The 12,356-nt window shown below is 68.3% G+C and carries 14 protein-coding genes; 11 read left to right on the forward strand and 3 right to left on the reverse strand.

Going from position 1 to position 12,356, the window contains the following annotated elements:
• Positions 1–4 precede the first annotated feature (4 nt).
• Genes AVE30378_RS12385 through AVE30378_RS12420 form a run of 8 tightly spaced genes read left to right on the forward strand, consistent with a single transcriptional unit; the run spans position 5 to position 8,177 of the window.
• Positions 5–733, forward strand: coding sequence for an SDR family oxidoreductase (locus AVE30378_RS12385; RefSeq protein WP_129241160.1), 729 nt, complete (start codon positions 5–7; stop codon positions 731–733).
• The gene (locus AVE30378_RS12390) at positions 724–1,314 is read left to right on the forward strand and encodes a D-glycero-alpha-D-manno-heptose-1,7-bisphosphate 7-phosphatase (RefSeq protein WP_129241161.1); all 591 of its coding nucleotides are present in this window, start codon (positions 724–726) and stop codon (positions 1,312–1,314) included. Before AVE30378_RS12385 ends, AVE30378_RS12390 begins: the two co-directional genes overlap by 10 nt.
• Before the next feature lies 1 nt (position 1,315).
• A complete protein-coding gene (locus tag AVE30378_RS12395; RefSeq protein WP_129241162.1) occupies positions 1,316–2,434 on the forward strand; it encodes a glycosyltransferase family 9 protein in 1,119 nt (372 codons plus the stop codon).
• Positions 2,422–4,158, forward strand: coding sequence for a carbamoyltransferase family protein (locus AVE30378_RS12400; protein WP_129241163.1), 1,737 nt, complete (start codon positions 2,422–2,424; stop codon positions 4,156–4,158). The genes AVE30378_RS12395 and AVE30378_RS12400 overlap by 13 nt, the downstream gene beginning before the upstream one ends.
• The gene (locus AVE30378_RS12405; protein WP_129241164.1) at positions 4,155–5,144 is read left to right on the forward strand and encodes a glycosyltransferase family 2 protein; all 990 of its coding nucleotides are present in this window, start codon (positions 4,155–4,157) and stop codon (positions 5,142–5,144) included. The genes AVE30378_RS12400 and AVE30378_RS12405 overlap by 4 nt, the downstream gene beginning before the upstream one ends.
• A complete protein-coding gene (locus tag AVE30378_RS12410; RefSeq protein ID WP_129241165.1) occupies positions 5,141–6,202 on the forward strand; it encodes a glycosyltransferase family 9 protein in 1,062 nt (353 codons plus the stop codon). Before AVE30378_RS12405 ends, AVE30378_RS12410 begins: the two co-directional genes overlap by 4 nt.
• Positions 6,199–7,173, forward strand: a complete 975-nt coding sequence (locus tag AVE30378_RS12415) for a glycosyltransferase (protein WP_129241166.1) — start codon at positions 6,199–6,201, stop codon at positions 7,171–7,173. The genes AVE30378_RS12410 and AVE30378_RS12415 overlap by 4 nt, the downstream gene beginning before the upstream one ends.
• The gene (locus AVE30378_RS12420; protein WP_129241274.1) at positions 7,173–8,177 is read left to right on the forward strand and encodes a UDP-glucuronic acid decarboxylase family protein; all 1,005 of its coding nucleotides are present in this window, start codon (positions 7,173–7,175) and stop codon (positions 8,175–8,177) included. Before AVE30378_RS12415 ends, AVE30378_RS12420 begins: the two co-directional genes overlap by 1 nt.
• 61 nt (positions 8,178–8,238) lie before the next feature.
• On the opposite strand, the gene AVE30378_RS12425 is transcribed toward AVE30378_RS12420, so the two are convergent.
• Positions 8,239–8,772, reverse strand: coding sequence for a DUF421 domain-containing protein (locus AVE30378_RS12425; protein WP_129241167.1), 534 nt, complete (start codon positions 8,770–8,772; stop codon positions 8,239–8,241).
• A 107-nt stretch (positions 8,773–8,879) separates the two neighbouring features.
• Between AVE30378_RS12425 and AVE30378_RS12430 the strand changes: the two genes are divergently transcribed.
• Together AVE30378_RS12430 and AVE30378_RS12435 are read left to right on the forward strand one after the other, a co-directional pair.
• Positions 8,880–9,059 (forward strand): hypothetical protein, encoded by a 180-nt coding sequence (locus AVE30378_RS12430; protein WP_129241168.1) that lies wholly within the window; start codon positions 8,880–8,882, stop codon positions 9,057–9,059.
• A gap of 35 nt (positions 9,060–9,094) precedes the next feature.
• The gene (locus AVE30378_RS12435) at positions 9,095–9,943 is read left to right on the forward strand and encodes a symmetrical bis(5'-nucleosyl)-tetraphosphatase (RefSeq protein ID WP_244235028.1); all 849 of its coding nucleotides are present in this window, start codon (positions 9,095–9,097) and stop codon (positions 9,941–9,943) included.
• On the opposite strand, the gene AVE30378_RS12440 is transcribed toward AVE30378_RS12435, so the two are convergent.
• Entirely contained in the window at positions 9,932–10,783 is an 852-nt protein-coding gene (locus AVE30378_RS12440; RefSeq protein ID WP_129241169.1) for a c-type cytochrome, read from the reverse strand. The two genes, AVE30378_RS12435 and AVE30378_RS12440, sit on opposite strands and share 12 nt — an antisense overlap.
• A gap of 17 nt (positions 10,784–10,800) precedes the next feature.
• The gene (locus tag AVE30378_RS12445; RefSeq protein ID WP_129241170.1) at positions 10,801–11,211 is read right to left on the reverse strand and encodes a c-type cytochrome; all 411 of its coding nucleotides are present in this window, start codon (positions 11,209–11,211) and stop codon (positions 10,801–10,803) included.
• Between the two features lie 164 nt (positions 11,212–11,375).
• On the opposite strand from AVE30378_RS12445, the gene AVE30378_RS12450 reads away from it, so the two are divergent.
• Positions 11,376–12,353, forward strand: a complete 978-nt coding sequence (locus AVE30378_RS12450) for a cytochrome c oxidase subunit II (protein ID WP_129241171.1) — start codon at positions 11,376–11,378, stop codon at positions 12,351–12,353.
• Positions 12,354–12,356 lie beyond the last annotated feature (3 nt).

Below are 12,356 nucleotides of genomic sequence, written 5' to 3' on the forward strand. Positions count from 1 at the left end.
GAACATGCATGAATACGAAAGCCTGAGCGGAAGGGTCGTGCTGGTGACGGGCGGCGGCAGCGGATTGGGCGCCGCCCTGTGTGAGATGCTGGCCCTGGAAGGCGCCCGCGTGGCCGTAGCGGACATCGACGAGCAGCGCGCCCACGCGCTGGCCGAACGTCTACGGAGCGAGGGCGCGGACGTCATGGCGTGCATTATGGACGTAGGAGTGGTGGCGGACGTCCGCAACGGCCTGGACGCCGCTGTGCGCCAGTTCGGCAAGCTCGACGCCATCGTCAACAGCGCGGGGGTGGATGTGACAGCGCCCATCGACCAACTGGATGCCGACGTCTGGGAACGGGTACTGCGCACCAACCTGACGGGGCCCTTCCTGATGGCCAAGCTGGGCAAGGACCGGCTCACGCCGGGCGGACACATCGTGAACGTCGCTTCGACGGCCGCGCGGCGCGCATGGCCCAACGCCAGCGCTTACCACGCCAGCAAGTGGGGGCTTATGGGACTGTCGCACGCCCTGCACGCGGAATTGCGCGGGGCCGGCCTGAAAGTCAGCGCGGTGATCGCCGGCGGGATGCGCACGCCCTTCCTGCTGGATCGGTTCCCGGACATCGATACCGGCACGTTGCAGGATCCGGCCAACGTGGCGCGGGCCGTGCGATTCGTGCTGACTCAGCCGGGCGAGACAGTGGTGCCCGAAATCATGGTGCTGCCGATGAAGGAAACGTCATGGCCCTGAGGCCGGCGGTTTTCCTGGACAAGGACGGCACGGTCCTCGCGGACGAGCCCTATAACGTCGACCCCGGCCGCATGGCGTATGCGCCGCAGGCGTTTGCAGGGCTGACGCGCCTGGGAGCGGCGGGGGCCGTCCTGGTCGTGGTCAGCAACCAGCCTGGCGTGGCGAAGGGCCTGTTTCCGGCGTCCGCGCTGGAACGGGTGCATGTGAAGCTGGCGGCCATGTTCCGGGCGGCGGGCGCGCACCTGGACGGGTTCTATTGGTGCCCGCACCATCCGCACGGCGTGGTCGAGGGCTATGCGATCGAATGCGATTGCCGCAAGCCCCGGCCCGGCCTGCTGTTGCGCGCGGCGGCGGAAATGGCGCTGGACCTGCCGGCATCCTGGTTCATCGGCGACATTCTCGACGACGTCGAAGCAGGGAACCTGGCGGGGTGCCGGAGCATTCTGTTGGATGTGGGACATGAAACGGAATGGCGTCCAGGTCCGGATCGCCTGCCTTTCGGACGCGCGCCAGACCTGGACGCCGCCGCGCGGATCGTGTTGTCGGAACAGATTCCCGGCGGCGCGGAAAGGAAGGCATGACATGGCTTGGGATTGGCGCGAATGCTCCCACGTGCTGTGCGTGCGCCTGGACAATATGGGCGACGTGCTGATGTGCAGCCCGGCCTTCCGGGCATTGAAGCAGTCCGGCGCGCGCCGCCTGTCATTGCTGACTTCCGAGTCGGGGGGCCGGCTGGCGCCCTATGTGCCGGAGGTGGATACCGTGCTGGCCTATGACGCGGCCTGGATCAAGAACGGAGCGCGGGGCAGCGAACAGGACGTGGGCGCGATCGCGCGCCTGCGCGCCCTGCGGCCCGATGCGGCGGTGATATTCACGGCCTATAGCCAGAGCGCGCTGCCCGCCGCGCTGCTTTGCCACCTGGCAGGCGTGCCGCGCGTGCTGGCCCACAGCCGCGAGAATCCGTACCGTCTGATCACGGAGTGGGTTCGGGAGACCGAGCCCCAGGCAGGCATCCGCCATGAAGTGCGGCGCCAGTTGGACCTGGTGGCCAGTGTCGGCGCGCGGTGCGAGGACCTGCGCCTGTCGTTTCGCGTGCGCGAAGCGGACCGGATCTCCTTGCGGCGAAAACTGCATCATGAGGGCGTTACGGAACGAGGCGGGTGGATCTGCGCTCACGCGGGGGCCACCGCGCCGTCGCGGCGCTACCCCGCCAGGATGATGATGCAGGCGCTGATCGGCTTGCGGGGCGACGGCCGCCGCATTCTGTTGCTGGGCGGCCATGAAGACCCGGCGCTGGCCGGCGCCCTGGCGGATGCCCGCCGCCTCCTGCCCGGGTTGATCGACCTGTCGGACCGGTTGACGCTGGGCGAGCTGGGCGCGGCGCTCGAGGCTGCCGCGCTGATGATCTGCAACAACAGCGGGCCCGCGCATGTCGCGGCGGCGCTTGGCGTGCCGGTCGTGGACCTTTATGCCTTGACGAATCCGCAGCATACGCCGTGGCAGACGCCCGCGCGGGTGCTGAACCGCGACGTGCCGTGCAAGTACTGCTATCGCAGCGTTTGTCCCGAAGGGCATCAGGCTTGCCTGGCAGGCGTCGATCCGGGATGTGTCGCCGAGGCGGCGCACGAATTGTTGGCCCAGGCGCGCGGGGTTCAAGCAGGACCGCGCGCCGCCAAGGAGGAGTTCCCATGTTTACTTTAGGCATCAATGCGGCGTATCACGATTGCTCCGCCGCCCTGGTTCGCGATGGCGTAGTGCTCGCGGCGGCCGAGGAGGAGCGCTTCACCCGGGTCAAGCATGGAAAGCGCCCGGTTCCGTTCACGACCTGGCAGTTGCCGTATTACGCCATCGACTACTGCCTTTCGGTAGCGGACATCCGCCTGCGTGACGTGGACCACATCGTCTATTCGTACGATCCGGCGCTGCTTGCCGACGGGCGGGCGCCTTCCGCGGAGATCGCCCTGCCGCTGGAGCCGTCGCGCGCCGGCGCGCGCGAGGAGGGCCAGTCCCCTTGGGATCCACTTTTCCTGTCGTACCTCGTGAACGCACCGCGCCAGTTACTCGACGGCGCGCCTCATCACCTGAAGTCCCCGCGTTTCGATGACCTGACGCTGGAACGCATCATGGACCGCTGGGTCTATCTGGACCACCACCTGTCGCACGAGGCCAGCGCGTTCCTGGCGGCGCCGTGCGCGGAGTCCGCCGTGCTGACCATGGATGGCCGGGGAGAGCGCACCACCACCAGCTACGGCAACTTCGCCTCTGGCGAGTATGCGCGGCTGAAGCAGATCGACCTACCGCATTCGCTGGGCCTGCTGTACGAGGAGGTCACGCGCTATCTCGGGTTCCTGCATTCGTCCGACGAGTACAAGGTAATGGCGCTGGCCTCCTACGGCGACCCCGCGTTCCGCAACGAGTTCCGGGACATCCTGCGACTGGAGGAGGATGGCGGTTATTCCTTGCGTCCCGCCCGCCTCGCGGAACGCTTCGGTCCGCCGCGGCGGCGCGGCGCGCCCTTCGACGATCGGCACAAGAATATCGCCAGCTCCCTGCAGTACGTGCTGGAGGAAACGGCGCTGCACATGGCGCAATGGCTACACGACAAGACCGGCGCCTCCCATCTCAGCATGGCGGGCGGGGTGGCGCTCAATTGCGTCATGAACGCCCGGATCGCCCGCGACGGCCCGTTCGACGGCGTCTGGGTGCAGCCCGCGGCGGGCGACGCGGGAACGGCGCTGGGCGCGGCCCTGTATGTGGACTATCACCGGCGCGGCGGCAAGCGCGAATGGGCGATGGACCACGCCTACCTGGGACCTTCCTATCCCGATGACGAGATTGAGCGCTTCCTCTACGGTTCGCGGCAAGACTTCCGGCGGTTGGACGACGTGGCCGGAGAAGCCGCCGCCCTGCTCGCCCAGGAAAAAATCCTGGGTTGGTTCCAGGGGCGGATGGAATTCGGGCCGCGTGCGCTAGGCGCGCGCTCCATTCTGGCGTCGCCGCTGGACAGCGCCATGCAGGCGCGGCTGAACGGACTGAAGGACCGCGAAGACTTCCGGCCCGTCGCCCCCGTGGTGATGGAAGAGCGCGCGGCGGAGTGGTTCGACGGCCGGGGCGGTTCGATCTGCGCGCCGTTCATGCTATTCGTTTATGACGTACTGGCGCATCGGGCGCAGCAGATCCCCGCCGTCAGGCACATAGACGGAACTGCCCGCGTGCAGACGGTGCGCCGCGACCAGAATCCGCGCTACTACGATCTCCTGGCCGCCTTCGAGCGCTTGACCGGGGTGCCGGTGCTCGTGAATACCTCGTTCAACACCCGGGGCGAACCCGTTGTCTGTTCGCCGCGCGATGCCCTCGAGTGTTTCTGGACTTCGCCGCTGGATGCGCTGGTCATCGGCCCCTACCTGATCGAGAAACCCAGATGAACAGTATTCATGCGCCCATCAAGGTGTCCGTGGTGGTGCCGACCTTCAGGCGTCCGGAATTGCTGGCGCGTTGCCTCGAAGCGCTGGGGCGCCAGCGGTTTCCGCGCGACGACTACGAGGTGCTGGTGTGCGACGATGCGGTGAGCGGCGCCACGCAGAGCCTGGTCGGGGCGTGGCGGGACAGATGGGGCAACCGGCCGGCCCTGCGCTACCTGCCCGTTGCCGGCACGCGCGGCCCGGCGGGCGCGCGCAACCTGGGTTGGCGCAGCGCGAAAGGGGAGATCATCGCGTTTACCGACGACGACGCCATCCCCGAATCCGATTGGCTGGGGCAGGGCGTGCGCGCGCTGGCGCCGGATGTGGCGGCCGTGAGCGGTATTACCGAGATGCTTATTCCGGATCCGCCCAACGATTACGAACGGGATGCGGCCGGCCTGACCCGCTCGGAGTTCATCACCGCGAACTGCTTCGTGCGGCGTTCGGCGCTGCAGGCGGTCGGCGGCTTCGATCCGCGCTACACCATGGCCTGGCGCGAGGACTCCGATCTGCATTTCGCGCTGCTGGACGGCGGCCTGGTGGTGAAACGGGAGCCGCTGGCGCGCGTATCGCACCCGATGCGCGGGCTGCGGTTCGCGGCTGGACTCGGCATGCAGAAGAAAGCGATGTTCGACATGCTGCTACGAAGCAAGTATCCCGCCCTGTACCGCCGCCGCATCCACTCCACCGCCTGGCGCTACTACCTGGGCGTGACCGCGGCGTTCGCGGCGGCCCTCGTGCTGGCCGCTCTGGGGTATACGCCCGCGGCGCTGGCGGCCGGGGGCGTATGGCTGGCACTGACCGTGAACTTCTTTCTTCGGCGTCTGCGTGGGACACGCCGTTGCGTGTGCGACGTGGCCGATCTCGCCGTCACCTCGGCCTGCATCCCGCTGTTGTCGATCTGGTGGCGGTTCGTGGGCTGGATCCGTTTCGGAAGGCTCCGCTCATGACGCCCCTGTTCGACCGATCCCGTCCGCCCGCCCGGATCGCTGTATTTCGCGCATTGCAACTGGGGGACTTGCTGTGCGCGGTGCCGGCGCTGCGCGCACTGCGGCTGGCCTTTCCGCGGGCGCATATCGCGCTGATCGGCCTGGCCGGCGCGAGCGAATTCCGCAACCGCTTTGACGCCTATGTCGACGAACTGATCGAATTCCCCGGCGCCGCGGGGTTCCCGGAGCAGGCGGCCCGGCCGCAAGAGTTGCCCGCATTTTTCCGGCGCATGCGCCTTCGCCGATTCGACGCGGCATTGCAGATGCACGGAAGCGGCGGCCTGTCCAACCTCCTTGTCGAACAACTGGGCGCGCGCGGTTGGGGAGGCTTCGTGCCGAATGTCGGCGCGGAGATTCCAGGCCTGCGCCTGGCTTGGCCGGAAAGCCTGCCCGAACCGCGTCGTTATCTGGCGCTGTTGCACCATCTCGGCGTGAAGACCGGCGACGACAGGCTGGAATTCCCCTGCACGCAGGCGGATCGGCGCGACGCCGAGCGCCTGCTGCGGGAGCACTCGCTGGACCCCGCCAGATTGGTGCTGATGCATGCGGGTGCACGCCTGCCGTCGCGTCGTTGGCCGCTGGAACGCTACGCGGAAGTGGCGCACGCGCTGTCGCGCCAGGGCTGGCAAGTCGCATTGACGGGCACCGGCGTCGAACGTTCCATGACGGCGGAATTGCGGCGGCTGTCGCGCCTGCCGCTCGCGGACCTTTGCGGCGCGACCACCCTGGGAAGCCTGGCAGCGCTGGTGCGCGAATGCCGGCTACTGGTGTGCAACGACACCGGCATATCGCACGTGGCCGCCGCAGTGGGCGCCAGCAGCGTGGTCGTCGCCTGCGGTAGCGACGCCGCGCGTTGGGCGCCGCTGGACCGGCGCCGCCATATCGTGCTGGCGGCCGACGCGCCATGCCGGCCCTGCGCATTCGAAACCTGTCCCATCGGACATCCCTGCGCGCTTGCCGTGACCGTGCCGCAAGTGTTGGCCCAGGCGCAAGGGCAACTGGGGAGGGCGGCTCCATGACGCCACCGAACGCTGTTCCGCCGCCCCGGCGGCGCCTGCGCATACTGACTTGGCACGTGCATGGCAATTACCTCTACGCGCTGAGCCATGTGCCTCACGACTTCATCGTGCCGGGTCTGCCCGGCGGACCGCCCGGCTATGGGGCATTGGGCCGGCGCATTCCGTGGACCGGCAATGTGGCGCAAGTGCCGGCGGAGGACCTGCGCTCGCTGCGGTTCGACTGTGTGCTGTATCAGTCTCGCCAGAATCTGGACGACGCCCGGCTGCTGCTCGGCGAAGAACAGCGGGCGCTGCCGTGCGCGTACCTGGAACACAATCCGCCCGAACCGCATCCGACGGATACTTTGCATCCGTTCCGGCACGAGCGCGGCCTGATCGTGCACGTCACGCCGTTCAACGCGGCAATGTGGGATTCCGGCCCCATGCCGGTGCGCGTCGTCGAGCATGGAGTGCCGCCGCCTGCCGCCGCCTACGATGGGTCCCTCGAATGCGGCATTGTCGTCATCAATCACCTGGCGCGGCGGGGACGGCGGATCGGACGCGACATATTCGAGAGCGTGCGCGCCCGGACTCCTCTCGATCTGATCGGCATGGGATCCGAGGCATTGGGCGGACAGGGAGAAGTGCCCAACATGGAGGTCGGCGCCTGCCTGGCGCGGTACCGCTATTTCTTCAGCCCGATCAGGTATGCCAGCCTGGGTCTGTCGCTGGTGGAGGCCATGCTTTGCGGCGTTCCGGTGGTGGGCTTCGCCGCGACGGAACTGCCTACTGTCATCAGGAGCGGCGAGAACGGCTATGTGGATACCCGGCCTGGCCGCTTGGTGGAAGTGGCGCGCGAACTGCTGGCCCAGCCGGAGCTGGCGCGGGCCTGGGGCGCGGCGGGCCGGGAAACCGCGCGGCGGCGCTTCGGCATGGAGCGCTTCGTTTCCGATTGGATGGACGTCTTCGATACGATCCTGGAGGCAGCATGATGGACGATACTGTACGAACAGGCCGCGCGCTGGTCGCCGGCGGGGCCGGTTTCCTGGGCTCCAACCTCTGCGCCCGTCTCCTGGCCGATGGCTGGGAGGTCGTATGCGCGGACAACTTCCAGACCGGACGGGCGCGCAACCTCGCCGGGCTGGCCGGCCATCCGCGCTTTTCGGTCCTGCGGCACGACGTGATCGAGCCGTTGGCGGGCATCGAGGTGGACCGCATCTACAACCTGGCCTGCCCGGCGTCGCCCATCCATTACCAGGCCGATCCGTTAAAGACGTTGCGGACCTGCGTGCTGGGGGCCATGCAACTGCTGGAACTGGCACGGCGCTGCGGCGCGCGCGTGCTGCAGGCGTCCACGAGCGAGGTGTATGGCGATCCGCTGGAGCACCCTCAACGGGAGGGTTACTGGGGACACGTCAACCCGATAGGGCCGCGTTCCTGCTATGACGAAGGCAAGCGCTGCGCCGAGACCATTTTCATGGAGTACGCGAGGCATGAAGGTGTCGCCGTCAGGATCGCCCGCATCTTCAACACCTATGGCCCTCGCATGGCGCCGGACGATGGCCGCGTGGTGTCCAATTTCATCGTGCAGGCGCTGGCCGGGCAGCCGTTGACCATCTACGGCGATGGCACGCAGACACGCTCGTTTTGCTACGTGGACGACCTGATAGACGGCTTGGTGCGGTTGATGGAAAGCTCCAGCGAAGTCGGCCGGCCGGTCAATTTGGGTAATCCGGCCGAACTCACGATGCTGGAAATGGCCGAATTGGTGCGCCTGCTGACGGGCGCGCAGGTACCGCTAGTGCATCGCAGTCTGCCCGAGGACGATCCGACGCAGCGCTGCCCCGACATTTCCCTGGCTCGGCGCTGCCTGGGGTGGTGGCCGCGCGTGGACCCCGAGGAGGGCATCGCCCGGACGGTGGCCTACTTCAATTCGGAGCGGGACCGGGCCGGCCGCGGCCGCCCGCGGCGGGAAGCGCTGACCAATGCCGTCTAGCCCGTTAAGCTCATCGGAAAAATCTACCGATAGGTGGAATATCTGCGCGGGGCGCCGGACGCTAGTCGGATTGCCCTTCCTCTTCCAGCGTGGACGCACCTTCGCCGGTATTGCCCGGCGTCCGAATCACGCTGAATTCGCCAGTGGCCTCCAGATAGGCTCTGTCCACCTCCGCCAGGTTGGCGACGCCCTTGAGCCGAAGCTGTTCCATCAGTTCGCTGCGCGTGATGTGTTCGCGCTTGAGGCCGCTGGCCAGAACGCGGCCGGATTTGATCAGGCAGACGCGCTGCGGCTCGAGCAAGCGGCGCAAGAAGGGAACGTAGTAACTCAATCTGTCCAGCAGATAGCTCCACCCGACGATGGTGGCGACGACGATGATGCCGTCGCCCATGGAATAGGAGTCTCCGGACATGGCGTTGCCGGCGGCGTCCGCCACCAGCACCAGCACCAGCATGTCGGCCATGCCCAGGGACCCCATGTCGCGTCGGCCAGAAATCCGCAACAAGGCGTACAGCACCCAGTACATGGTCGTGCCGCGGATGATCATTTCGGCGAACCCCGCTTGCAGCGCGAAGATCTCGATGAATTTGTCCATGAACGCCGTGAAGCAAGCGCCGTGCCGAGGCCCGGGCCGTCCGGATCGATGCCACCGGGCATGCCGCTTGCGGGGAAAGGAGTCCGGCTTATCCGAGGAGGCCCGCCATGAAACCCAAAGAGAACAAGCCCAATCCTTCCAACGATGACACCGCGCGCGAAACCCAGGCCAGCCACCGTGACGTGCAGAACCGGACCAAGAAGGAGGGGCATGTCAGCCAGATCGGCTCCGGACAGGACCAGCAGAGCCAGCGCAACCGCGGCGGCGGCGCGCGCAGCAAAGGCTGACCGCCTCCAGGCGCGGCGCTGAGGGTCGTCCCGGCATGATGTCGGAAGCTTCCACGGACGCGCCCGCGGTGTGGGCGATCGGCGATGTGCACGGTTGTTGCCCATCACTGGAGGCGCTGCTGGCGCGCCCGGAAATCGCGCAGGATCCCGGCTGCCGATTCTGGTTCGTCGGCGACCTGGTGAACCGCGGAAGCGCGTCGGCACAGACGTTGCGCTGCGTCATGGACCTGGGCGAGCGCGCGACGGTGGTGCTGGGCAATCATGACTTGCGCGCCTTGGCCATCGCGGCGGGTTGCCAGCGGCCAGGGCAGGGAGACACCCTGGACGATCTCTTCCGCGCGCCCGATGCCGGCATGCTGCTGGATTGGCTCCGGAACCGGCCCTTGCTGCATGCGGAGCAGGGGCACGTGCTGGTGCATGCGGGCGTGTTTCCCGGCTGGGACCTCGCGACCGCGCAGGCATTGGCGCGGGAAGTCGAGGCCCTGCTGCGCCAGGACCGGTGGCGCGAGCATATGCGCGCCCTGTGCGGACGTGCGCCTTCGGCCTGGGACGCGGCATTGGAGGGACGGCGCCGGTTGCGGTTCATCGTCGCCGCGCTGACCCGGATGAAGCTCTGCTCGCGCCAGGGCGCGATGGCGCCCGGCGCCAAGGCGGCCCCGGGTTGCTGGCCGCGCGGAACGCTGCCCTGGTTCGACCTGCCCGGAAGGATGGGCGCAACGCACACCGTCGTCTTCGGCCATTGGGCCGCGCTGGGCCTCATGGTGCGCAAGGATGCGGTCTGCGTGGATACGGGCTGCGTCGGTGGCGGCGCCTTGACGGCCTATCGGCTGTCCGACAGGAAGCTCCTGCAAGTGAGCCGCGAGGCGGCGCCGCTAGTCCGCTGACGGCAAGGTGTAGAGAAAGGCGGCGATATCGCGCGCGTCCTGTCCGGTCAGGCCCAGGTCCGGCATCGCCGTCCAGGGCTTGACCCTGGCCGGCTGGCGTAGCCAGCGCTGCATATTGGTTGGAGTGTTGGGCAGCGTGCCGGCGATATAGGGCCGGCTGGCGATGCCTGCCAGCGGCGGGCCGACGTGATGGCGCGCACCTGCCACGCCGGGGATGACGTGGCAGGTCGCGCAGAGATACTGCGAGAGCGCGTCGCGCCCGGCCGCCGCGTCGCCCACCCGCATATCCGGCGCGGGCTTCGCCTGCTCCTCGGGGCGCGAAGGCTTCGCGCCGCCTGCCCGCTCCTGGTAAGCCTCCGGGGACAGGGACGGAAGGACGCGCATGAACGCCACCACGTTCCAGATCTCGGTGTCCGTCAACCGATATCGCCAAGCCGGCATGCCCGTCATCTTGACGCCTTGCCGAACGATCCAGAAGATATCGGCTGCCGGCCGGTCCCGCGCGGTTGCAACGAGGGCGGCGGGCGCCGGGTTCAGGCCCAGCGCAAAAGGCTCGGGAGCAATGCCGGGAGCGCCGTGGCATTGGACGCAATGCGTCCGGAAGAGTCCGAAGCCATTCTGGACGCGGCCGGGCGCGTCCAGGTCGGGGACCACCAGGTCCGTCGAGCGCCGCTGGACGGAACGCGTCTGTGCCGTATCCAGCAGTTCGTAGACAGGTATGGTGTGCGAGCCGGTTGCGCTGACGTCATACCAACCCCAATAGACCGCCGCGCTTCCCAGCGCCACGGCGCCGGCGGCGCAGGCCAGGATGGTCACACCGGCTACCTTCCAGTTTGTCATGGCGGAGGTCCATGGTTTCATGGGCGGGCAAGAAGAAACGCCGCGATATCCGCCGCCTCCGCGGGTGCCAGGCCCGTATTGGGCATGGCCGTGCGAGGGTTGACCGCGGGCGGGTCCAGCAGCCAGCGCACCAGGTTGGCGGGCGAGTTGGGCAGCGTGCCGCCCAGATAGGCGCGCCGCGCCAAGCCGTCCAGGGGCGGTCCCACGTTGGACGCCGGGCCGCGCACGCCGGGCATCGTGTGGCAGGCGATGCATCCATGCGCCGAGACCAGACGCCGGCCGCGCGCCGCGTCGGCGTCCGCCAGTTCCGCGCTCCGTTCGTCCCGGCCGGCAGATGCAAGCGGCGGCCGCTCCTCGCCGCACGTGCACAACAGTGTCACGGCAGCGGCGCCGAAGAGCGCCGCGGAGGGGCGGGCGAATCCGTGCAAGAGCTGGTCTCCTTGATTCCGACCGTCCAGCAATTTCCGTTCCTGCACCCGCGCCGCGGGCTTCTCCCAGCCCCCCGGGCACGCGGCGTGCTGAAGACGCCCACCGCGGCCCGCCGTCTCCCAGGCTGCGCCGTTCCGCCGGACGTTTCGCTTCCACTCCTTCTATGGCGCCGTTCATCCCATCCGTACTTGCCGCCACGCCGCCCATCGCATCCTGGGCGCAGACGCACTCCGCCCTGCATCCGCGAGGCGAGGACGCGGGCCGGATCGCCGACATCGGGTGGGTGCTTTACCTCGGGGCCGCGACCATCTTCGTGGCGGTGGCGATCTTGGTGGGAATGGCGATGTACGGGCCCGCGCGGGTGCGGCGCCTGCTGGGCCGGCCCGGCCTGGTAGTGGCCGCGGGCGTCGCGTTTCCCGTGGCGGTCCTGACGGCGCTGCTCGCCTATGCCTTGCAGGCCGCGGCCTCCATGGCGCGCGGTCCTGAACCGGCATTGCGCATCGAGGTCGCGGGCGAGCTCTGGTGGTGGCGGGTGCGCTACCGGGATCCGTCCGGCGGCCTGCTGTTCGAGACGGCGAACGATATCCGCGTGCCGGCCGGCGTGACGGTGGAGATCCTGCTGACTTCCGGCAACGTCATCCACAGCTTCTGGGTGCCCAGCCTCGCGGGCAAACTCGATCTGATACCCGGGCGTGTCAACCGGCTGCGCGTGCTGGCGCACGAACCCGGCGTGTTCCGTGGCTTGTGCGCGGAGTACTGCGGCGCGCAGCACGCCAACATGATGTTCGAACTGCACGCCCTGGCGGCACCGCGTTTCGCGGAATGGATGGAGGCGCAGCGCCGCCCCGCCGCGCTGGCGCAAGCGTCCTTGCGCCAAGGCGAGCACATCTTCCTGCGGGACTGCGCTCAATGCCATACCGTCAGGGGAACGGCGGCGGCCGGCACGGCGGGGCCGGATCTGACGCACGTCGGTAGCCGTCCCACGCTGGGAGCGAGCGTATTGTCCAACAACATGGGGGCGCTAGCCGGCTGGATCGCCGGCAGCCAGCACATCAAGCCGGGAAACCGCATGCCCGCCTTCGGCCATCTGTCGGGGGAAGAGTTGCGCGCGGTGGCCGCTTACCTGGACGGCCTGAAGTGATGC

The sequence above is a fragment of the Achromobacter veterisilvae genome (assembly GCF_900496975.1).
Lineage (GTDB): Bacteria > Pseudomonadota > Gammaproteobacteria > Burkholderiales > Burkholderiaceae_B > Achromobacter > Achromobacter veterisilvae.

Coding starts and splice junctions, on each gene's coding strand:
- AVE30378_RS12385 (WP_129241160.1), top strand. CDS start 5: ATGCATGAATACGAAAGCCTGAGCGGAAGGGTCGTGCTGGTGACGGGC.
- AVE30378_RS12390 (WP_129241161.1), top strand. CDS start 724: ATGGCCCTGAGGCCGGCGGTTTTCCTGGACAAGGACGGCACGGTCCTC.
- AVE30378_RS12395 (WP_129241162.1), top strand. CDS start 1,316: ATGGCTTGGGATTGGCGCGAATGCTCCCACGTGCTGTGCGTGCGCCTG.
- AVE30378_RS12400 (WP_129241163.1), top strand. CDS start 2,422: ATGTTTACTTTAGGCATCAATGCGGCGTATCACGATTGCTCCGCCGCC.
- AVE30378_RS12405 (WP_129241164.1), top strand. CDS start 4,155: ATGAACAGTATTCATGCGCCCATCAAGGTGTCCGTGGTGGTGCCGACC.
- AVE30378_RS12410 (WP_129241165.1), top strand. CDS start 5,141: ATGACGCCCCTGTTCGACCGATCCCGTCCGCCCGCCCGGATCGCTGTA.
- AVE30378_RS12415 (WP_129241166.1), top strand. CDS start 6,199: ATGACGCCACCGAACGCTGTTCCGCCGCCCCGGCGGCGCCTGCGCATA.
- AVE30378_RS12420 (WP_129241274.1), top strand. CDS start 7,173: ATGGACGATACTGTACGAACAGGCCGCGCGCTGGTCGCCGGCGGGGCC.
- AVE30378_RS12425 (WP_129241167.1), bottom strand. CDS start 8,772: ATGGACAAATTCATCGAGATCTTCGCGCTGCAAGCGGGGTTCGCCGAA.
- AVE30378_RS12430 (WP_129241168.1), top strand. CDS start 8,880: ATGAAACCCAAAGAGAACAAGCCCAATCCTTCCAACGATGACACCGCG.
- AVE30378_RS12435 (WP_244235028.1), top strand. CDS start 9,095: ATGATGTCGGAAGCTTCCACGGACGCGCCCGCGGTGTGGGCGATCGGC.
- AVE30378_RS12440 (WP_129241169.1), bottom strand. CDS start 10,783: ATGACAAACTGGAAGGTAGCCGGTGTGACCATCCTGGCCTGCGCCGCC.
- AVE30378_RS12450 (WP_129241171.1), top strand. CDS start 11,376: ATGGCGCCGTTCATCCCATCCGTACTTGCCGCCACGCCGCCCATCGCA.